Raw genomic sequence first — 21,333 nt, forward strand, 5'->3', positions numbered from 1 at the left:
AAAGATGCCTTATAATGAGATAGCAAAAGTTATAGGTGCAATTGGAAACCATGATGAGAACCATGGATCTCCAGTTAACGAGGTAGCGGCTGCTTTAATAATAGCAGATAAGTCCGATGCTCATTATAAGAGGGTAAGAAATAAAGATTTTTCTACATTTGATATACACGATCGGGTAAACTATGCTGTTAAAAAATCTTCGGTAGAGGTTGATGCAGATAAGAAAGAGATAACGTTAAGTTTAAGAATTGACTTAGAAGTGAGTACAGTTATGGAATATTTTGAAATATTTTTAACTAGAATGATGATGTGCAGAAAGGCTGCTAACTACTTAGGTTCTAAATTTCGTTTGGTTATTAACGATACTGATCTTTTATAACTTTTGTGGAATTGACAACCTCTTTTTTACAAGATATAATAAATATGTTGCAAATATAAATTTAGTTTAGCGGTAGGGAAGGGGAGAAAAAATGGACTGGAAGAAAAAAAGAATGACGAAATTATTTAGTGTTTTAATTTTACTAGGTGTAGCAGTGTTCTTCTTATACCCTCTTGATGAGAGTATTAATCTAGGACTTGACTTACAGGGTGGAACTCAGGTTGTTCTAGAGGCTAGGGATACTGATGCTGTTCAAGTTGATGATGATGCAGTAAGAAGAGCGATGAGTGTTATTCAAACTCGTGTCGATGAGATGGGGTTAGCTGAACCAATTGTTCAACGTCAAGGTGAGAGAAGAATTATGGTTTCTTTGCCTGGTGTTGAAGACCCTAATCAAGCTGTACAGACCATAGGTCAAACAGCACAATTACAATTTAAAGATGAAGATGGAAATATAGTAATGACTGGAGAAGCTTTAAGCGATGCTAGGGGTGCTTATGGTGGAGATGTTGTTCAACGACCGGTTATACAATTTGAATTAACAAGAGAAGGCAGTAGACAATTTGGACAAATTACAAGGGAGAATATCGGTAGAAGGATATCTATATACCTTGATGATGAGTTATTAACTTCTCCAACTGTTCAATCAGAGATTAGAGGAGAAGGACAGATTACAGGATTTGAATCATTAGAAGAAGCACAAAGAGTGGCATTGTTGCTTAGAGCTGGTGCTTTACCAGTTCCGGTAGAAATGATTGAAAATAGAACTGTTGGGCCAACATTAGGTGCGATAGCTATTGATCGAAGCCTTAAAGCTGGTCTAATTGGTTTGAGTTTAGTTATAGTATTTATGATCTTTATGTACAAGTTACCAGGATTAGTGGCAGCAATTAGTTTAGCTTTCTATAGTGTGTTAGTCTTAGGTATCTTAGCAGGATTAAATGCTACTTTAACTCTGCCGGGAATTGGTGGACTAATCTTATCTATAGGTATGGCTGTAGATGCTAATGTAATTATATTTGAGAGAATAAAGTATGAATATCGTGCAGGAAAGACCTTGAAAGCTGCCGTTGATGCAGGCTTTAAGAGGGCCTTTACCACTATTTTAGATGCCAATATTACAACACTAATTACAGCTTCTATATTGGCTTACTTTGGTACAGGTATGATAAGAGGTTTTGCAATTACTCTAAGTATCGGTATAATTGCAAGTATGTTCACTGCTATTATAGTTACTAGAATGATAATTAATTTTGTGCTAGATAAGAATATAATGGCTGGAGATAAGATCTTTGGGCTTTCAAGGGGGTAAAAAAATGGATATAATTGGAATGAGAAGAAAAATGCTGGGTGTTTCATTAGCGATAATTATAATTGGACTCATATCTTTAGCTACTCAAGGGTTAAATCTAGGTATTGACTTTACTGGAGGAACAATTATGGATTTTGCTTTTGAAGAAGTAGTAGAGGTTGAAGATATTAGAAGTATAATGGCTGAATTTGATTTAGATCAAAGAAGTGTAATTCAAGAAGTTGGAGATAATGAGATCTCTATTAGAACAGATGACTTAAATCCTGATCAATTGGTAGATATTCAAGGAAGAATTGAAGAAGAGTTCCCTTCCGCTGAAATGTTAAGAACAGATGTTGTAGGGCCAACAATTGGTGAAGAATTAAAAAGCAGTGCACTTTGGGCACTATTAGTTGCTGCCATTGCAATTGTAGGTTATATCAGTTATAGATTCGAGTTTAGATTTGCTATTGGAGCTTTAGGTGCTTTATTTCATGATGTTTTAATTACCTTAGGTATCTTCTCTATCCTAGGGCTGGAGGTAGATGTTGCTTTTATAGCGGCGCTATTGACTATAGTTGGTTATTCTATAAATGATACTATCGTTATCTATGATAGAATTAGAGAGAAGGTTAGATTCTCGAAGAAGGAGCCATTTGCTCAATTAGCAAATGCTGCAATATTAGATACCTTGCAAAGGTCAATTAATACTTCAATAACAACTTTATTACCGATTTTAGCGATTTTATTCTTAGGTGGAACAACAATTCAAAACTTTATGATTGCTTTACTAATAGGTATGTTAGCTGGAACCTACTCTTCAATTTTTGTAGCAAGCCCAATTCTAGTAGAGTGGGATGAAAAGAAAGCAATGAAGAGAAATATTTAAGGTTTATAAAAACTCTTAGCTGAATTAATTCAGCTAAGAGTTTTTTAATTTAGAGTGAAACTGAATAGTAATAAAGTGTCACTTTCGTGCCACTAGTAATGGGTAATGAGTGAAGAGTAATCAGTAAAGTCAAAATCTCAAAACCTCTTATAAGTCTTAGGTGACAAAGGGGTTTCTGTTTTTTTAAGGTTTTACCCATTACTCATCACCAGTAATAAAGCTCCGCTTTATTACTATAAACTTTTACTTTAATAATTAAGCTGGTATACTATCATAAAAAATTGATATGATATATAGTAGGGTCTAAATAAAATAGGTTTTCAACAATTTGGAAAAAAGCCATAATTGTGATATAATAATTTATAACTTAGGAGGTGTCTGTTAATGATTAAAGTTTTTAAAGAGATGATGGTTACTGGATTAGGAGCGTTATTCTTTACTAAGGAAAAATTAGAGGATATCTTTGATAGTTTAGTAGAAGAAGGTAAGGTGAGCCGTGAAGAAGCAAATCAATTAATAGATGATATGGTACAGAAAGCTAGAGAAGAAAAGAAGGAGTTGGGCAAGAAGATCAACTCTGAGGTTAAGTCTAACTTAGAAAAAATGGGCTTAGTTAAAGCCGAGGAAGTAGAAGGATTAAAGGATAAAGTTAATGAATTGGAGCTTTATATCAAATCTTTAGAGCAAGAGATAGAATTATTAAAGAAAGATGGTATAGAGGAAGTTAATGATTCTTAATATTATCTTCTTACTAGTATCAATAATAGGGGTTCTAGGAACCTTGATTCCAGGTCTTCCAGGAACCCCATTAATCTTAATTGCTATTATAGTATATTCGTTTTTAACAGGCTTTGTAGTCATAGGGTTAGAGACTATAGTTCTTTTATTGGTTTTGGTCTTGTTGAGTCAAGGGGTAGAGTATTTGACTGTATTTTTAAGTACTAAATATTTTGGTGGAAGCAAGTATGGAATTGTAGGATCTGTAGTTGGTGGGATATTAGCTTTAGTAGTAATGGGGCCAATTGGTCTTTTGCTTGGGCCAATGCTAGGAGCTATTATTGGAGAATTTTTAAAAGGTAGTAGTTTAAGGGAAGCTACTAAGGTGGGCTTGGGTACCTTTGCTGGAGGTATTGGTGCATCTATCTTTTCTTTTATTATTGGGGTTATAATCTTTTTGATTATACTTAATAGGGTTCTTGCTGTTGGAATATAAATTTTTTCTGATATTCTATCTTTAAATATGAAGGGCTTATAGGGTGGTGGCATATGATCTTTAAAGAGATTGGTAAGAAGTATAGTCATATTAAGCGTTATAGACAGATAGTTGAGCTATTGATTAAACATGGCTTTGGATATTTAGTTGAGATAATGGAGTTAGATCAATTTGTTCCATTGACTAAGAAGATTAAAGATCTAAGTGGGAAGAGAGATCCTAAGGAGTGTAGAGCAGAGAGGGCAAGAAAGATATTAGAAGAGTTAGGGCCAACCTATGTCAAGATGGGCCAACTTCTAAGTACAAGGCCTGACCTTATACCTAGATCTTATATTGAAGAGTTAGAGAAGTTACAAGACGATGTTAAACAGATGGACTATGATGATGTTAAATGGGTAATTGAAAAAGAATTAGGTGGAGAAGTAAATGAAGTCTTTAAGAGGATAAATCCTAAACCCTTAGCTAGTGCTTCTATAGGGCAGGTACATAAAGCAATTTTGAATTCAGGTGAAGAGGTTGTAGTTAAGGTTCAAAGAAGAGGTATAGAAAGAGTTATAGGGGTAGATTTAGAGATTATAAGTAATTTGGCTAAAATTTTAGAAAATAAAGTCTTTAAAGGTGACTTTGTCAGCCCAGTAGAGGTAGTAAAGAACTTCTCTAGTATGATAAAGCAAGAGTTGGATTATCGAGTTGAGGGCAGAAATACAAGGAAATTTCGGCAAAGAAATATTGATGATCATAATATTAAGGTGCCAAAGATTTTTTGGGACTTAACCCAAAAACGTGTCTTAACAATGGAATTCATTAAAGGTTATAATATTAATCAGGTTAAAAATAAAGAGAGAGAAGAGCAGTTGGCCCAGATAATAAGTGAATCATTTATGAAGCAAGTTTTAATAGATGGTTTCTTTCATGGGGATCCCCACCCAGGTAATATAATTATAACAGAGGATTTTAAAGTTGGATTGATTGATTTTGGATTAATAGGTCAGTTGAGTGATGAAGATAAAGAGAGTGTTGCTACCTTTTTTATATCTTTAGTAAAGAAGGATATGGACAAGGCTGTAGATGAGCTTTTAGATCTTGGAGTTGTGACTCAAGAGATAGATGAAAAGAATTTGAAGAGGGATTTATATAAGACTGTCGATGATTATTATGGTATCACCTTAGAAGAGGTTGAATTAAAAGGGGTTATGAATCATTTCTTAGACCTTGTTTTTAAATATAAGATAAGGTTACCAATTGAATTTATACTATTGGTTAAATCATTAATTACTATTGAAGGTGTAGTATCTACTATCAATCCTAAATTTGATATTTTAGAGGTGGCCAAGCCCTTTGTTCACAAACTAATTAAAAGAAGATTAAATCCAAAGAGATTATTATTAAACTTTGTCGATGACTTAGATAACTTTACTAAAAATTTAAAGGATTTACCTGAGGGTATTAACCATCTATTGAGAATGATAGAGGATGATAACTTGAAGATTAAATTCCATCACACTGGAATAAAGCCTTTGATATCTAAAATGGATATTATAACCAATAGAATATCTATCGCTTTAATAGTATCGGCTTTGATTATAGGATCTTCTTTAATTATGCTTACTGATAAGGAGCCAACTCTTCTAGAGTTTCCTATTATAGGGATATCTGGTTACTTAATAGCTGTTGTTTTAGGGATTTGGTTGGTAATATCTATTATTCGTTCGGGAAGGTTTTAGATTATTTCCTCTATTAAGCAGGAAGATAAGAAAATATCTAGAAGTTATAAGAGTGCTCTTTAATTATAAAATATCTTATTAGAATATAATCTCTAAAAAAGCGGAGTTGATAAGGTGGATATGGATAAGATCTGGAAGGTAAAAAAGGCTGATCAGAATATAATACATAGCTTAAAGGAAGAACTAAATATAAGTCCAGTATTGGCCCGTGTCTTAGCTAATAGGGGCCTAGAAACTCCTCGGCAGGTAGAGGAGTTTTTAGATTTTAATCTAGAGGATTTAAATGATCCCTTTGCTCTTAAAGGGATGAAAGAGAGTGTTAACAGAATAATAGAAGCTATTAAAGGTAAAGAGAAGATATTTGTTTATGGGGATTATGATGTTGATGGAATCTCTAGTACTTCTTTGTTAATAAATGCTTTAAGGGAGTTGGGAGCAGATATAGATTTTTATATCCCCAATCGATTAAAAGAGGGATATGGGATCAATAAAGAAGCTATAAAGAAGATCAATGATAGAGGGGCGGATTTAATAATAAGTGTTGACTGTGGTATAAGCGCTAAGAAAGAGATTGACTTAGCTAATAGTTTGGAGATAGAGGTTATAATTACTGACCATCATACCCCACCAGAAGATCTACCTAAAGCTTTAGCAATAATCAACCCCCATCAAGAGGGGTGTGGCTATCCTTTCAAGAAATTAGCAGGAGTAGGAGTCGCTTTCAAGCTAGTTCATGGAATCTTTAATACTTTCTATGGTGAGGATACAAGGTCTAGACTGTTAAAGTATATAGGGTTAGTTGCCCTTGGAACAATTGCTGATATAGTACCACTTCTTGGTGAAAATAGAGTTATAGTGAAGTATGGTTTAGATAGAATTAATAGTAATAAGGGATATTATGACTTTAATATTGGTATTCTAAAAGATAAGATTGGATACAAAGATAAGGATATCAGTGCTGGACAGATTGGTTATTATCTGACACCTTGTATTAATGCAGCTGGAAGGTTAGGTAAGGCTGAGTTAGGAGTAGAGTTATTAACTACAGATAATCTTCTAGAAGCAGGTGATCTTGCATCTAGATTAAGGGAGATGAATGTAAAGAGGCAGGAGATAACCGATAGGATACTCTTAGAAGCTGAAGAATATATTGAAAGTGATATTGACCTTGATAAGGAGTGGGTTTTGGTAATTATCCTAGAAGATGGTCATCCAGGTGTTATAGGAAATGCTGCTTCTAAAATACAAGAGAAGTATCATCGACCAGTTGTATTGATAACTTTTGCTGAGGGTGGTATAGCATTGGGGTCTGCCAGATCAATAAATAGGTTTAATATCTATAATGCTTTCCAGTATTGTGAAGACTGCTTTGAAAGTTTTGGTGGTCATAAGGAAGCCGCAGGGTGTTCTTTACAAAAGGAGGATATATCTAAACTTCGCAAGAAGATTAACCAGTATGCCCATAAGGTATTAACAAGAGATGATTTAAAAGCAAGAATAGGTGTAGATCTATTAATTGAAGCTGAAGAAGCGTCATTAGACCTTATTAGAGAGTTAGAGGTTTTAGAGCCCTTTGGGTTTGCTAATCCAAGGCCAAAGTTTATGTTTGATGGATTAAAGATCAAAGACTTCAATACTTTTGGTAGAGAAGGTGATCACCTTAAAGTTAAATTTTTAAAAGAAGGTGGTCACTTAGAGGGGATTGCTTGGAGGAGGGCTGATTTAGCTTCAACTTTGGTTTTAAAGGATAAAGGGATAAATGTTGTAGCAAATCTTGACATCAACTCTTTTGGTGGTAGAGACAGGGCGAATTTAACGATAAAAGATATTCAATTCCCTTCTGTAGATCCTTTGCAACCCTTTAAAGATGAAGATATAGGCTTAAGAGTTATTGATAGAAGAAATTGTTCAAATAAGTTAGATTATATTAAGAAATTATTAGAGAGAAAAGAGCAGTTGCTAATATACACCAATAGCAGCAAAAAGAGCATAGAGTTGACTGATATCTTGCAAAAATCAATATCAGAAGATAAAAGATCTATAGCGTCTTACAACTCTAAAGTATCTGTAGAAGGTAGAAAGAGTTTGCGAGAAGAATTTATAGAAGCTAAGGTGAAGGTACTAATTGTTAGCAATATTATCTTAGCTGACTCTGTATCCTTACCCTTTAACCATCTTATCTTATATAATCTCAATTTTAATCTAAAAGAATTTAGCCAAGTAGTTAAATTTGCTAAAGAAAACAAGAGTTTTTCTCTGCATTTGATTTATGGTAAGGAGGATGTAGAGGATAATATAGAAGTGTTAAATAATAAAGTCCCAAATAGAGATATTCTAGCTAAAATATATATTGGATTAAAAAAGTTTTCTAAAGAAGATATTTTAAAGCTGGATGAAGCTTTAATAGCTGGTTGGATAAATAGCAGTAGTAATTTAAATTTGAATGGGGAAACTATTTTAGCAGGAACTGAGATATTAAAGGAATTAAACTTATTGACTATAGACAAGGGTAAGGATAATGAAAAAATAATAAGATTATTACCTAAACCTTCTTCGAAACTAGACTTAAAAGAATCAATGAGATATAATGTAGGTGTTGAAGAAAAAGAAGCCTTTGAAAGATTTAAAAAGATTGGTCTTTATCAAAAGGCTGATAGTTTATTGGAATTAATCAAAGAAATTGATTAAATTTAAGGAGGAGAAAAGATGAATTTAGCAGATAAGATCAGAACAATTCCAGATTTTCCAAAGGAGGGTATAGCTTTTAAGGATATTACTACTTTATTAAAGGATCCTTCAGCTTATCAAGAAGCAATTGATAGAATTGCTGAGCGTTATGAGGATAAGGATATTGATTTAATATTAGGTGTTGAAGCAAGAGGTTTTTTAATAGGAGCTCCATTGGCTTTGAAATTAAATAAAGGTTTTGTACCAGTTAGAAAAGAAGGTAAATTACCAGGAGATATAGTTAAGACTGAGTATGATTTAGAGTATGGAAGCAATACTTTGGAGTTACATAAGGATGCTATTGAAAAGGGAGATAAGGTTTTAATAGTAGATGATCTTCTAGCTACAGGTGGAACTGTAAAGGCTACTATAGATCTAGTCGAAGAGTTAGGTGGAGAGATTGTTGAAGTAGCTTTCTTGATGGAGTTAGGATTTTTAGATGGGCGTGAAGTTATAGGTGATTATGAGGTATTTTCTTTAATCACAGATTAACCTTAATAAGTTATGCCTAAAAAAGGAGTAATAGATTATGTCTTTAGACAAATTATTAGAAGATATCAAATCATATACAAAAGATCCTGATTTAGATCTTATTAAAAGGGCTTATTATTTTGCTAAGGAGGCGCACCAGGGCCAATTTCGGGTCTCTGGTGAACCTTTTGTTATACACCCTTTAGAGGTTGCTAAGATAATGGCTCGTTTAGAATTAGATGTCATCTCTATTTCTGCTGCTTTATTGCATGATGTAGTAGAGGACACACCGGTGACTACTGAAGAGCTTAGAGAAGAATTTGGACCAGAAATTGAACTTTTGGTAAATGGAGTAACTAAGTTAAGTAAGATTGACTTTAAGTCTAAAGAGGAGCATCAGGCAGAGAGTTTAAGAAAGATGTTCATAGCAATGGCTAAAGATATTAGAGTTATCTTAATTAAGCTGTCAGATAGGCTACATAATATGAAAACTTTAAAGTTTCTACCAAAGAAGAAACAGATTGCAAAGGCTACTGAAACTTTAGAGATTTATGCACCTTTGGCCCATAGGTTAGGGATTTCTCATTTGAAATGGGAGCTAGAAGATCTATGCTTTAGATATCTAGAGGAAGATAAGTATTATGAATTGGCTAAAAAGATAGCTAAGAATCGGTCCCAAAGAGAGGCATATATAGATAAGGTCATCTCATCATTGCAGGGTAAGATAGTGGATGCTGAGATTTCAGCGGATATTTATGGAAGGCCTAAGCATCTATATAGCATCTATCAGAAGATGATAAAACAGGATAAGGATTTTAGTGAAATTTATGACTTGACTGCTATTAGAGTAATAGTTAGTTCAGTTAAGGAATGTTATCAGGTTTTAGGGATTATCCATGAACTTTGGAGCCCTATGCCAGGAAGAATCAAGGATTATGTAGCAATGCCAAAATCTAATATGTATCAATCTTTACATACCACAGTTATTGGCCCTAAAGGGGAGCCTTTAGAGATACAGATTCGAACTTGGGAGATGCATCGGACTGCTGAATATGGTATTGCAGCTCATTGGAGGTATAAAGAAGGAAATAAGAAAGAAGAAGACTTTCAAAGAAAAATATCTTGGCTGAGACAACTTTTAGAATGGCAAAAGGATTTAAATGATGCTAAAGAGTTTATGGAGACATTAAAGATAGATCTCTTTGAAGATGAAGTCTTTGTCTTTACTCCTAAAGGGGATGTGATTTCTTTACCTAGTGAAGCGACTCCTGTGGATTTTGCTTATAACATTCATACCGATATAGGTCATACCTGTGTAGGTGCTAAAGTTAATAGTAAGATGGTCCCAATTGAATATAGATTACAGAATGGAGATATCGTTGAAATTCTAACTACTAGTAATAGTGGGCCAAGTAGAGACTGGTTAAACTTTGTTAAGACCTCTCGTGCCAAAAGTAAAATAAAAAGGTGGTTTAAGGAGCAACGCAAAGAAGAGACTAGCATCAAGGGTAAAGAGATGTTAGAATCAAGGCTTAAAAAAGATGGTATTAACCTAAAAGAGAGTGAAAAGCAAAAGAAGTTAGAAGAGATAGCTAAAAGGCTAGGTGTCTCTGATGTAGAGAGCCTTTATGCCGGTATTGGTTATAATAAATTTTCAGTCTCTCAAGTAGTAAAGAGGCTGATTCCACCTAAGAAGAAAGATTCTCCAGAGTATGAACTGACTAAGCTTAAAAAGAAGAGAAATGTAAGACGCAATGCACCTAATAAAGGGATAAAGGTTAAAGGTTTAGATGGTCTACTTGTAAAGATCTCAAAATGTTGTAACCCTGTACCTGGTGATGAAGTAAGTGGTTATATAACTAGAGGTAGAGGGGTGTCAGTACATCGTTCTGATTGTCCAAACCTTCAGAACTTAGTTGAGACAGAAGAAGAAAGAATTGTAGAGGTAGATTGGTATGTAAATCAACAAACCTCTTATGAAGTAGAGCTTAAGATAGAAGCTTTAAACAAAAGATCCTTGTTAAATGACTTAACCACTGTAGTATCTGAAGCAAAGGTCAATATCACATCTATAAATGCAAGAACTACCAAGAATAGGTTGGCTAATATAAACGTATCTTTAGAGATAAGTAGTTTAGCTCATATGAATGATATAATAAAGAAATTAGAAGATATAGATGGAGTTCTTAGAGTGGACAGGGCCAACCCAGCTTAATATAAGGCGTTAAGTAAAAAAGTCTTTTGAAATCTAAGGAGGAGAGTATGTTTATAGAGAAGTTATCTGTGGGGGAGTTAGCTGTTAATTGTTATATTATCTGGGATGAAAATAATGAGACCTTGGTTATTGATCCTGGTGCTGAGGGTAAGAGGATAGTAGAGTTTATTAAAAGTAAAGATTTGAATCTAAAGTATATAATAAATACCCATGGTCATAATGATCATATTGCAGCAAATCCAACCCTCTTAAAGGTTTTTGATGCTCAACTATTGATTCATAAGGATGATGCAGAATTTTTGCAGAACCCAGAGTTAAACCTATCTTTCTTTATAGGTGAGATGGGGAAACAATTAGAATGTCCAGAAGCTGATAAGTTACTCAAAGAAGGGGATATTCTTGAATGTGGTAAATTAAGCTTAAAGGTAATTCATACTCCAGGTCATACTCCAGGAGGAGTCTGTTTGAGGATGGGAGATAATTTATTTACCGGGGATACCCTATTTGCAACTGGCATTGGTAGAACTGATTTTCCTAAAGGTTCTTATAGTCAATTAAGAGAGTCTTTAGATAAGATATTGTTAATGGAGGATCATTTAACTATCTACCCAGGCCATGGGTCAGAATCTACATTAAAAAGAGTTAAAGCAGAGAATTCATATATTTAAAGGAGAGCTTTCTAGTGAAGATAAATTTGAAGGTTGATTATAAATATTATAACTCTGTTAAGAAGACTATTGAGACATTGCTACCTCAAGTAGAGATTCTTATATCAGAATCAGATTTTGATATAAAAATAACCACTCTAATAAACTTAGAGTATGGTATTGAAGTAAAGAGTTGTTTAGAAAAAGACCCTTTTTTTGATGAGACTATTGTAGATATGGAGATTTTGAAGAGTAAGTATAACAATAGTGATTTGGAAAAAAGGGTATTAGCTAGAGTAAAGTTAACTATATACCGGTTGTTGACAAAATTATTAGATATAGATATGAGTCCATGGGGGATTTTAATAGGGGTTCGTCCTACTAAAATAGCACATAATATGTTAGATAGAGGCTTTACTTATAAGGAGATTGATAGGGAGTTTAAGGAAGTTTATGGAGTAAGTAAAGAAAAAAGAGAACTTCTTTTAGATGTTATAAAGTTGGAGCGTCCTCGCTTACTTACTAAGAAAGAAGCTAAAAATAAGGTGAGTATCTATCTTGGAATCCCTTTTTGTCCGACAAGGTGTCATTATTGTTCCTTTGCAGCTTATCCCTTGGCTAAGCATAAAAGGTATTTAGAAGGTTTTTTAGAGGCTTTAGAGTATGAGATTAAAGAGGTTGGAGAGGCTCTAAGTCAGTTGGAGCTAGAAGTTGATACTCTTTATATAGGTGGAGGCACTCCTACAGTTTTAAAAACCCAAGAACTAGATAATTTGATGGAATCTTTAGACAAGTATTTTGTCAGTTCTAATTTGCGAGAGTATACTGTAGAGGCTGGAAGAGCTGATACTATTACTAGATCGAAGTTAGAATTATTAGAAAAATGGGGAGTTGGAAGAATAAGTATTAATCCTCAGTCTATGAACTTGAGTACATTAGAAAAAATTGGGCGACATCATACAGTCGATCAAGTTGTTCAAGCCTTTAATTGTGCTAGAGAGGTAGGCTTTGATAATATTAATATGGATTTAATCCTTGGTCTGCCTAAAGAAGGGTTAAAGGAGGTGAAGAGGACTTTAGATGCTATCAAAGACTTAGATCCAGATAGTTTAACTGTGCATACAATGGCCATCAAGAGAGCTTCTAAGCTTAGAAGAGATATAAGAAGTAGAGAACTCCTAAGAACAGACCAAATTACTAAGATGGTAGAGGAGACTAAAAATTTTGCTAAAAGTCTTAAGATGAGACCCTATTATATGTATAGGCAGAAAATGATTCTGGGCAATATGGAAAATATAGGTTATTCCAAACCTGGTAAAGAATCCATATATAATATCTTAATGATGGAGGAGAGAACAGTGGTAATCGGTTTAGGAGGAGGTGCTATAAGCAAACTGCTAAACCCACAAGATTGGTCATTAAAAAGACTACATAATCCTAAGTTTCCTCAACAATATATAGATGAGATTAAAGAGAGAACTGATAAGAAGGTTGCTGAATTGACATCTTTAGTAAGATAAGTTACAATATTATTTAGTTGACCTTAATTTAAAAATCTAGAAGGGGGAAATAAAATGTTGATGGATAAGTTTAGAAATAATATGAAATTAATAATTTATATTGTTGTTTTTTCTTTTGCTTTAGGGGGAGTAGTAATGTATTTAAATACTCCAGGAGGGAATTCAGGACAAAAGCAGGTTCACGCGCAAAGACCAACTGATACAGTTGCTAGTGTAAATGGAGATGAGATCTTGTATCATGAATATGAGCAACAGTTAAATTCTTATTTAAGCCAACACCAAGGACAAATTGGTGCTAACCAAATTGTAGAGTTAAAGAATAGTGTCCTTGATAATATCATTGATCAAAGATTAATCTTACAGGAAGCAGATAAACTTGGAATATCTAAAGATGTTTCTGAAGAGATTGTAGAAGAACAATTAAACCAAGTTATTGAGTACTATGCATCTTCAAAAGAAGAGTTTGAAAAGATGCTAAGTGGTCATGGTGAGACTTTGGATGGTGTAAGAGAGGATATTAGAGAAAGCTTAGCTGTTCAAACTAAGATCGAGGGAGTAATTAATAATGTAATCGGCGATATTGAGATTAGTGATGAAGAACTTTTAGCAGATAGTGCAGAGGTAAGAGCAAGCCATATTTTAGTTAGAAATCACGATAAAGATGATGAAGAAGCTAAAGCTATAGCTGAAGAGGTATTAACTAAATTAGAGGCTGGAGAAGACTTTGGAGAATTAGCTAAAGAGTATTCTGAAGATGGTTCTGCAGCAAATGGTGGTGACTTAGGATTCTTTGGAAGAGGACAAATGGTAGGTCCTTTTGAAGAAAAAGCCTTTGCTTTAGAAACAGGAGAAGTAAGTGGATTAGTAGAGACTCAATTTGGGTACCATATCATCAAGGTAACTGATAGAAAAGATATCTCTGCTGATGAGGCAGATATGGAAGAGTTAAGAAAAGAAATGTTGGCCCAAAGAGAGCAAGAAAAATTTATTAATTGGTTAGACGGAGTAAGAGATGAATCAGATATAGTAATTGAAGATAAAGAGATCAGTGCATTTAATGCAAGTTTAAGTGGTGACTTTGACCAAGCTATATCTGAATATAAAGAAGTAATTAGAACTAATCCTAGAGCTTACTATGTTTATCATAATCTAGCTCAAATTCACCAAAGAAATAATAATTTAGATGAAGCGATTTCCACTTTGGAAGAAGCTGTTGAAAAGTATCCTGATCATATAGAGTTTTATACTAATTTAGCTCAAATCTACCAAAGAGGTGGAGAGGCTGATAAGGCAATTAATCTTTATGAAGATGCTTTAGAAAATGATGGGAATAATCCAGAGTTAAGGTTAGCTTTAGGAGAACTTTATAATAGTGAGGGAGAAGTAGATAAAGCTATTGCACAATTTGAAATTTTCTCTGAATTAGCTGAGGGTGATTTAATGGCTCAATATAGACTAGCTACTATTTATAGTCAAATGGGATTAGAAGATAAAGCTCAAGAACAAATGGAAAAGATTGAACAGATTCAAAATAGAGGAAATGAAGAGGTTGTTAATTAATAGTCTCTTCTTTATGAAACTGGAGGGATATGATGAAGGTTAAAGCTCCTAGAGGGACTAATGATATATTACCTCAAGATACTGCCAAATGGCAGTATCTTGAGAATGTAGCAAAGAATGTTTTTAAGAGATATAATTATAAGGAGATTAGAACACCTATCTTTGAAGAAACAGGACTATTTCAAAGGGGTATTGGTGAAGGAACAGATATTGTAGAGAAGGAGATGTATACCTTTGAGGATAAAGGAGGGAGAAGTATTACTCTTCGACCTGAAGGTACTGCTTCAGTAGTTAGATCTTTTCTAGAGAATAAGATCTATGGAAAAGCCCAGCCTAATAAGTATTTTTACTTAGGTCAAATGTTTAGGTATGAAAGGCCTCAATCTGGTCGTTATAGACAGTTTCACCAATTAGGTGTAGAAGTTTTAGGTGGAGATAGCCCAGCTATAGATGCTGAGGTTATTTTATTGGGGCTAGAAATCTTAAGAGAACTAGGTTTGGAGGGTTTAGAGGTTCATTTAAATAGTGTGGGGTGCCCAAAATGTAGGGAATCTTATAAAGAAAAGTTGATTGAGTATTTTAAGCCTTACTTAGAGGAATTATGTTCTGACTGTCAGAGTAGATATGAAAGAAGTCCTTTGAGAATATTGGATTGTAAAGTTGATAAGGATAAAAACTTTTTAGCAGAGGCTCCTAAGATACATGAGGAGATATGTGATGAATGTGGTGATCATTTTTCTGAAGTTAAAACTTTCTTGGACTTATTAGATATAGATTATATATTGAATCCTAAGTTGGTTAGAGGTTTAGATTATTATACGAGAACAGCTTTTGAAATAATTTATAAGGGCTTAGGTGCACAAGATACTATCTTTGGTGGTGGACGCTATGATGGGTTGGCCCAAGAGATTGGTAGAAGAGATGTTCCGGGCATAGGTTTTGCTATGGGGATGGAAAGGATACTATTGACCTTAGAAGAACAAGGGATAGAACTTCCAATAGATGAGAGTATCGATTTATTTGTTATTACAATTGGTGAAGAAGCTCAAAGGAGCGCTTTCTCTTACTTACATAAACTAAGAAGAGCAGGTCTTAAGGTGGAGATGGATTACCTTGGGCGAAGTGTTAAAGGACAGATGAAGGCAGCTGATCGTAATAATGCAAGTTATAGCATAATCTTAGGAGAAGATGAACTACAAAAGGGTGTAGCTACAATTAGAGATATGAAGATAGGAGATCAAGTAGAAGTTGAACTAAAAAAATTGGTAGAAGAGATGACAGATCGTATAGAAAATTAGGAGGTAAGGAAGATGAGTGGGATGAAGGGATTGAGTAGAACCCATTACTGTGGTGATGTAAGAAGTGAGCAGGTAGGAGAAGAAGTAACACTAATGGGATGGGTGCAAAGAAGAAGAGATCATGGTGGAGTTATATTTGTAGATTTAAGAGATAGATTTGGTTTAGTTCAGGTTGTATTTAGCCCTGAGGTATCAGAACCTATGTTTGAAGTAGCAAATGATTTAAGAAAAGAGTATGTTATTGCATTAAAAGCAGAAGTAAGAGCAAGACCTGATGGGATGGTAAATGAAGATTTAAAGACGGGTGAGATAGAGGTTTATGCTACTGAGCTACATATTTTAGACGAGGCTAATACACCTCCAATTTTTATTGAAGATGAGATAAATTCAGGAGAAGAGATGCGACTTAAGTATAGGTACTTGGACTTAAGAAGAAAGCCGATGCAAGATAATCTCATATTAAGACATAAAGTAAAGAAGGCTGTTAGAGATTACTTAGATAGTAATGACTTCTTAGAGATAGAAACACCTATTTTGACTAAGAGTACACCAGAAGGGGCTCGGGACTATTTGGTTCCAAGTAGGGTTAATGGAGGTAAGTTCTTTGCTTTGCCTCAATCGCCTCAATTGTTTAAACAATTGTTGATGGTTTCTGGTATGGAAAGGTACTATCAGATTACTCGTTGCTTTAGAGATGAAGATTTAAGAGCAGATCGCCAACCTGAGTTTACTCAGATAGATTTAGAGGTTTCTTTTATGAATATGGATGAAATTTTAAGTTTAGTTGAGGGGATGATCCAAGAAATATTCGTATCTGTTGGATATGATAAGCCAGAAGATTTCCCTCATATTACTTATAAAGAGGCGATGGATCGCTTTGGTAGTGATAGACCAGATATGAGATTTGAGATGGAACTTATAGATATATCAGAGGTTGTTAAAGATAGTCAGTTTAAAGTCTTTAGTGGTACTGTTGCTAAAGGTGGACAAGTTAAAGGGATTAATGCTAAAGGATGTGCAGATTTCTCTAGAAAAAATATTGATGACTTAACTGATTATGTAGGGATCTACGGGGCCAAGGGTTTAGCTTGGATTAAGGTTGAAGAAGATGGTATTAAGTCTCAGATTGCTAAATTCTTATCTGAAGAAGAGTTAGATAATATTGTCTCTACTATGGGTGGTGAAGCAGGAGATCTATTACTATTTGTTGCTGATTCTCCTAAGGTAGTTGCAGCTTCCTTGGGCAATTTAAGGCTTAAATTAGCTAAGGGGTTAGAGTTGATTGATGAGGGCAAATTTGAGTTTGTTTGGGTGACTGATTTCCCATTATTTGAATGGGATGAGGATGAAAAGAGATATGTATCTTTACACCATCCTTTCACAATGCCAAAAGATGAAGATATGGATCTTTTAGAAGGGGATGCAGATAAGGTGCTTTCTCAAGCTTATGATTTAGTCTTGAATGGAATTGAGATTGGTGGAGGAAGTATAAGAATTAATGATAGTGAACTTCAAGAGAAGATATTCAATCTTTTAAATATGAAAGAAGATGAGATTGAAGAGAAGTTTGGTTTCTTATTAGAAGCATTTAAATATGGTGCTCCGCCTCATGGTGGTATTGCCTTTGGGTTAGATAGATTGGTAATGTTACTTGGTGGGCTAGAGAGTATCAGAGATGTAATAGCCTTCCCTAAAACTCAACGTGCAACCTGTCTTTTAACAGAAGCACCGTCTTTTGTAGATCAAAAGCAGTTAGAAGAATTGAGTTTAGAGGTTGATATTGAAATAGAAGAAGAGTAAGTTATTATAGAAAGAACAAAACCATTATTTGTAAATTATTTTCCCTTGAGATAATATCAAAGTTATGATATTATTTTAATAGAGTTAAGGAAGAAAGCAATTTAATAAGATTGTTCTGCGGTGTACGTGATCGGATTAATATTTTGCCCAACACTATATTGAAAGGGAGCCTGGACTTCATTTGCGGCGCATAAGCCTCCTTAGAGTGGACATGTAATTCAGATGAGAGGGCACCCACTTAATTTAAAAGAGAGCAAAATAATAAATCTAGTGCGGCACTGCGGAACATCTATTACATAATAAAACCAGCCTAGGGCTGGTTTTTTGTTATTAAATAAATTTATAGTATGAATTATAAGTAGAAGTTATGATTTTGAAGATTTCAACTAATTGATGATAGTTAAAATTGGCCTTGGCATGATCTGTTTTATAATATAGTATGAAGGGGTGAGTTAAAATTAGAAAAGCTAAAAGTAAGTTGCGCAAAAAAATGTTAAAGGTAAGGGGGGAGTTATCGATAGAAGATATAATGGCTAAGAGTTTGAGTATAGAGGAGAAATTATTTGAACTAGAAGAGTTTAAGACCGCTGATAAGCTCCTCTTTTTCGTTTCATTTAAAAATGAGGTTAGGACTGAATCTATGATTAAAGAATCTTTAAAACTAGGTAAGAAGGTAGTCGTACCTATTACTAATTTAGAAGAGAAAAAGTTAGAACTATCAGAACTAAAAGATTATGATTTGGAATTGGGGAGGAGTGGTTATGGTATTTTAGAGCCTAAGAAGGAGTTTTTTAGATCGGTTGATATTTCTGAAGTAGATTTGGTTGTTATGCCTGGTTTAGCTTTTGATAAAGAAGGAAATCGTTTAGGTTATGGTGGTGGATATTATGATCGTTTATTAAGTGATAACTTGAAGGTCAAGAGGGTAGCTATCTGCTTTGATTTACAGATTATAGGTAAGGTAGTTGTAGATGGTTATGATGTAAAGGTAGATAAGATAGTTACTGAAAGAGAAGTTGTTAACTGTATATAGTAAAGGTATTGAAAAGAAGCAAGTTTATAAAAAGGTTTTTTATAAATTAAAGAGAATTATTATAGTGAAATTGATTAAATGGAGGTGCAAGATGAGTTATAAACTTGTAGCAATAGATATGGATGGGACTTTATTAAATGATAAACATCAAGTTTCTAAGAAGAATAAAGAAGTAATTATTAAATTAGCAAATGAAGGTATTAACTTTGTTTTGGCTAGTGGGAGACCTTATAATTCTTTATATCCTTATACCAAGGAATTAGAGGTATACCTTCCTTTGGTAACTGCTAATGGTTCAATTATAAAGTGTCCTTTGACGGAAAAGGTTTATAAAAAGACTGGAATAGGGATTGAAATGGCTAAAGAAATATTGGATTATGGGTTGAGCAAAGATTATGGGATAAGTTTTTATTATGAAGGCAAGGTAATTACCTTAAGTGAGGAATTAGTAGAAATACATAGAGACTTAGAGGGGTTAGAGGCGCATTTAGTTAAAGATGTTAACCTTCAAAAAAGTCCGATTAAAATTATTTTTTCAGGAGAAGTAGAGGAGATATCCAAGTCTTTTAAAGAGTTATTTAATAGATATCAGGGTTCATTATATATTACATCATCTGAAGAGTATATATTGGAAGTAATGAATTTAGAGGTTTCAAAAGGGAAAGCTTTAGAGTATATGATAGAACGTATGGGAATAGAAGCCAAAGAGATAATAGCAATAGGTAATAACTTTAATGATGTTGCTATGTTTGAAGTGGCTGGTTTATCGATAGCTATGGATAATTCACCTCAAGGTGTAAAGAATGCAGCCGATCTTGTTACTAAGAGTAACGAAGAAGATGGGGTTGCTTATGCACTAGAAAAGATAATTGTGGAGGGTCAGAGGGAGCTTTAGTATTAGTGATGAGTAATCAGTAATAGGTAATGGGTAAAGTCTTAAAAAAGAAATCTTGTTGTTCCCTAGAGTTTATAATAATTCTTGATATTTTAATCTTACTCATCACTCATTACCCATTACTAGTTGTACGAAAGTACAACTACATTCCTGTTAAGTGTTAGATAATTTCTAATGGAGGTTTTAGGTATGGATCTGTTTAGCCAAAATATTGAGAATAGTAGTAGTAATAAGCCTTTAGCAGTCAGGATGAGGCCAAAAAGTTTAGATGAATTTATCGGTCAAGAGGAGATAGTAGGTGAAGGTAGACTTTTAAGAAGGGCTATTGAGATAGATAGATTGCAATCTGCTATCTTTTATGGACCTCCAGGTACTGGAAAGACAACGTTGGCCCAGATTATTGCTAATACTACTGAGGCTGAATTTGAGAGTTTGAATGCTGTCACTTCTGGAGTAAAGGATATTAGAAAGGTGATTAAAAGGGCCAAAGAACGTAGAGGTATGTACTCTAAAAGGACGGTTCTCTTTATTGATGAGGTACATAGATTTAATAAGAGTCAGCAGGATGCTTTATTACCCTCGGTAGAGGATGGTATAGTAACCTTGATTGGTGCTACAACAGAGAATCCTTACTTTGAGGTTAACTCTCCATTGATATCTCGATCTAGGATATTTAAATTAAAGCTCTTAGGAGTCAAAGAGGTAAGTTCTATATTAAAAAGAGCTTTGGAGGATAAAGAAAGAGGTCTAGGAGAGTATAGTGTGGAAGTCAGTTCAGAGGCTTTAAATCATCTAGCTAGGGTATCAAATGGCGATGCTAGAAGGGCGTTAAATGCTTTGGAACTGGCTGTTTTGACTACCCCAGAAAAGAAAGGGGTAAGGAGAATAACCTTAGGAGTAGCTGAAGAATCTATTCAAGAGAAAGCTATCCACTATGATAAGTCTGGCGATAACCATTATGATGTTATCTCTGCTTTCATTAAGAGTTTAAGAGGAAGTGATCCCGATGCAGCACTTTATTGGATGGCAAAGATGATTGAAGCAGGAGAAGATCCTCGTTTTATTGTTAGGAGGATGATAGTTCATGCCTCTGAGGATGTAGGAAACGCTAACCCCCATGCTCTTTTAGTAGCAGTGGGAGCAGCTCAAGCTCTTGATTATCTAGGTATGCCAGAGGCTAGAATACCGTTGGCCCAGGCAGCTATATATATTGCAAGTGCTCCCAAGAGTAGTGCTGTGGTAAAGGGGATAGATAAGGCTATAGGTGTTGTAAAAGAGAAAGGTGATTCTGGAGTTCCACCTCATTTACGTGATACTCATTACAAAGGGGCCAAAGATCTTGGCTATGGAGCAGGTTATAAGTACCCCCATAACTATCCAAACAATTACATAAAACAGACCTACCTTCCCAAAGAACTTCTTAGGGAGAACTTTTATAATCCTACAGAGAATGGTTATGAGAAGAGGATTAGGGAGTATTTGGAGAGTTTAACTTAATAGTAAAGTGGCACTTTCGTGCCGCTAGTAATGGGTAATGAGTGAAGAGTAATGAGTAAAGTCAAAATCTCAAAACCTCTTATAAGTCTTAGGTGACAAAGGGGTTTCTGTTTTCTTAAGGTTTTACCCATTACTCATTACTGATTACTCATCACCAGTAATAAAGCTCCGCTT

Annotated in this window: 16 protein-coding genes, 1 other RNA gene and 1 pseudogene; all 18 read left to right on the top strand. The window is 34.3% G+C overall.

Going from position 1 to position 21,333, the window contains the following annotated elements; genetic code table 11:
• Positions 1–379 (top strand): annotated as a pseudogene (locus tag HALSAC_RS15260) (phosphohydrolase); the annotation flags it as partial.
• Positions 380–470: 91 nt separating this feature from the next.
• A complete protein-coding gene (secD, locus tag HALSAC_RS0107145; protein WP_027339698.1) occupies positions 471–1,691 on the top strand; it encodes a protein translocase subunit SecD in 1,221 nt (406 codons plus the stop codon).
• Between the two features lie 4 nt (positions 1,692–1,695).
• A complete protein-coding gene (gene secF, locus HALSAC_RS0107150; protein WP_027339699.1) occupies positions 1,696–2,559 on the top strand; it encodes a protein translocase subunit SecF in 864 nt (287 codons plus the stop codon).
• 384 nt (positions 2,560–2,943) lie between these two features.
• Positions 2,944–3,297, top strand: a complete 354-nt coding sequence (locus HALSAC_RS0107155; RefSeq protein ID WP_027339700.1) for a phasin family protein — start codon at positions 2,944–2,946, stop codon at positions 3,295–3,297.
• Complete coding sequence (locus HALSAC_RS0107160) at positions 3,287–3,772, top strand: DUF456 domain-containing protein (protein WP_027339701.1); 486 nt, start codon at positions 3,287–3,289, stop codon at positions 3,770–3,772. Before HALSAC_RS0107155 ends, HALSAC_RS0107160 begins: the two co-directional genes overlap by 11 nt.
• Before the next feature lie 53 nt (positions 3,773–3,825).
• Positions 3,826–5,496, top strand: coding sequence for an ABC1 kinase family protein (locus tag HALSAC_RS0107165; RefSeq protein WP_027339702.1), 1,671 nt, complete (start codon positions 3,826–3,828; stop codon positions 5,494–5,496).
• A 120-nt stretch (positions 5,497–5,616) separates the two neighbouring features.
• A complete protein-coding gene (recJ, locus tag HALSAC_RS15265; protein ID WP_027339703.1) occupies positions 5,617–8,184 on the top strand; it encodes a single-stranded-DNA-specific exonuclease RecJ in 2,568 nt (855 codons plus the stop codon).
• An 18-nt stretch (positions 8,185–8,202) separates the two neighbouring features.
• Positions 8,203–8,715 (top strand): adenine phosphoribosyltransferase, encoded by a 513-nt coding sequence (locus HALSAC_RS0107175; protein ID WP_027339704.1) that lies wholly within the window; start codon positions 8,203–8,205, stop codon positions 8,713–8,715.
• Positions 8,716–8,752: 37 nt separating this feature from the next.
• Entirely contained in the window at positions 8,753–10,909 is a 2,157-nt protein-coding gene (locus tag HALSAC_RS0107180) for a RelA/SpoT family protein (protein ID WP_027339705.1), read from the top strand.
• Between the two features lie 47 nt (positions 10,910–10,956).
• Entirely contained in the window at positions 10,957–11,577 is a 621-nt protein-coding gene (locus HALSAC_RS0107185) for an MBL fold metallo-hydrolase (RefSeq protein ID WP_027339706.1), read from the top strand.
• A gap of 14 nt (positions 11,578–11,591) precedes the next feature.
• Entirely contained in the window at positions 11,592–13,076 is a 1,485-nt protein-coding gene (hemZ, locus tag HALSAC_RS0107190) for a coproporphyrinogen dehydrogenase HemZ (protein WP_027339707.1), read from the top strand.
• Between the two features lie 54 nt (positions 13,077–13,130).
• Positions 13,131–14,636 carry a peptidylprolyl isomerase gene (locus HALSAC_RS16415; RefSeq protein ID WP_051412126.1) on the top strand — a complete coding sequence of 502 codons (1,506 nt, stop codon included), beginning with the start codon at positions 13,131–13,133 and terminating at the stop codon, positions 14,634–14,636.
• Positions 14,637–14,668: 32 nt separating this feature from the next.
• Positions 14,669–15,934, top strand: a complete 1,266-nt coding sequence (gene hisS, locus HALSAC_RS0107200) for a histidine--tRNA ligase (protein ID WP_027339708.1) — start codon at positions 14,669–14,671, stop codon at positions 15,932–15,934.
• A gap of 21 nt (positions 15,935–15,955) precedes the next feature.
• A complete protein-coding gene (gene aspS / locus HALSAC_RS0107205; protein WP_027339709.1) occupies positions 15,956–17,734 on the top strand; it encodes an aspartate--tRNA ligase in 1,779 nt (592 codons plus the stop codon).
• Positions 17,735–17,843: 109 nt separating this feature from the next.
• A non-coding RNA gene (gene ssrS, locus HALSAC_RS16840) (6S RNA) lies at positions 17,844–18,025 on the top strand.
• A 187-nt stretch (positions 18,026–18,212) separates the two neighbouring features.
• Positions 18,213–18,767, top strand: coding sequence for a 5-formyltetrahydrofolate cyclo-ligase (locus HALSAC_RS0107210; protein ID WP_245579444.1), 555 nt, complete (start codon positions 18,213–18,215; stop codon positions 18,765–18,767).
• A 91-nt stretch (positions 18,768–18,858) separates the two neighbouring features.
• Positions 18,859–19,662: a Cof-type HAD-IIB family hydrolase gene (locus HALSAC_RS0107215; RefSeq protein WP_027339711.1), complete on the top strand. Its 804-nt coding sequence runs from the start codon at positions 18,859–18,861 to the stop codon at positions 19,660–19,662.
• A 189-nt stretch (positions 19,663–19,851) separates the two neighbouring features.
• The gene (locus HALSAC_RS0107220) at positions 19,852–21,159 is read left to right on the top strand and encodes an AAA family ATPase (RefSeq protein ID WP_027339712.1); all 1,308 of its coding nucleotides are present in this window, start codon (positions 19,852–19,854) and stop codon (positions 21,157–21,159) included.
• The last annotated feature ends 174 nt before the right edge of the window (positions 21,160–21,333 follow it).

This window comes from Halonatronum saccharophilum DSM 13868, assembly GCF_000517025.1.
GTDB lineage: Bacteria > Bacillota > Halanaerobiia > Halobacteroidales > Halobacteroidaceae > Halonatronum > Halonatronum saccharophilum.

Bases quoted from the DNA above. Each gene is read 5' to 3' on its own strand.
- HALSAC_RS0107155 (WP_027339700.1), top strand. From the start codon at position 2,944: ATGATTAAAGTTTTTAAAGAGATGATGGTTACTGGATTAGGAGCGTTA.
- HALSAC_RS0107180 (WP_027339705.1), top strand. From the start codon at position 8,753: ATGTCTTTAGACAAATTATTAGAAGATATCAAATCATATACAAAAGAT.
- HALSAC_RS16415 (WP_051412126.1), top strand. From the start codon at position 13,131: ATGTTGATGGATAAGTTTAGAAATAATATGAAATTAATAATTTATATT.
- HALSAC_RS0107185 (WP_027339706.1), top strand. From the start codon at position 10,957: ATGTTTATAGAGAAGTTATCTGTGGGGGAGTTAGCTGTTAATTGTTAT.
- secD (WP_027339698.1), top strand. From the start codon at position 471: ATGGACTGGAAGAAAAAAAGAATGACGAAATTATTTAGTGTTTTAATT.
- secF (WP_027339699.1), top strand. From the start codon at position 1,696: ATGGATATAATTGGAATGAGAAGAAAAATGCTGGGTGTTTCATTAGCG.
- HALSAC_RS0107175 (WP_027339704.1), top strand. From the start codon at position 8,203: ATGAATTTAGCAGATAAGATCAGAACAATTCCAGATTTTCCAAAGGAG.
- aspS (WP_027339709.1), top strand. From the start codon at position 15,956: ATGAAGGGATTGAGTAGAACCCATTACTGTGGTGATGTAAGAAGTGAG.
- HALSAC_RS0107165 (WP_027339702.1), top strand. From the start codon at position 3,826: ATGATCTTTAAAGAGATTGGTAAGAAGTATAGTCATATTAAGCGTTAT.
- HALSAC_RS0107220 (WP_027339712.1), top strand. From the start codon at position 19,852: ATGGATCTGTTTAGCCAAAATATTGAGAATAGTAGTAGTAATAAGCCT.
- HALSAC_RS0107160 (WP_027339701.1), top strand. From the start codon at position 3,287: ATGATTCTTAATATTATCTTCTTACTAGTATCAATAATAGGGGTTCTA.
- hisS (WP_027339708.1), top strand. From the start codon at position 14,669: ATGAAGGTTAAAGCTCCTAGAGGGACTAATGATATATTACCTCAAGAT.
- HALSAC_RS0107215 (WP_027339711.1), top strand. From the start codon at position 18,859: ATGAGTTATAAACTTGTAGCAATAGATATGGATGGGACTTTATTAAAT.
- recJ (WP_027339703.1), top strand. From the start codon at position 5,617: ATGGATAAGATCTGGAAGGTAAAAAAGGCTGATCAGAATATAATACAT.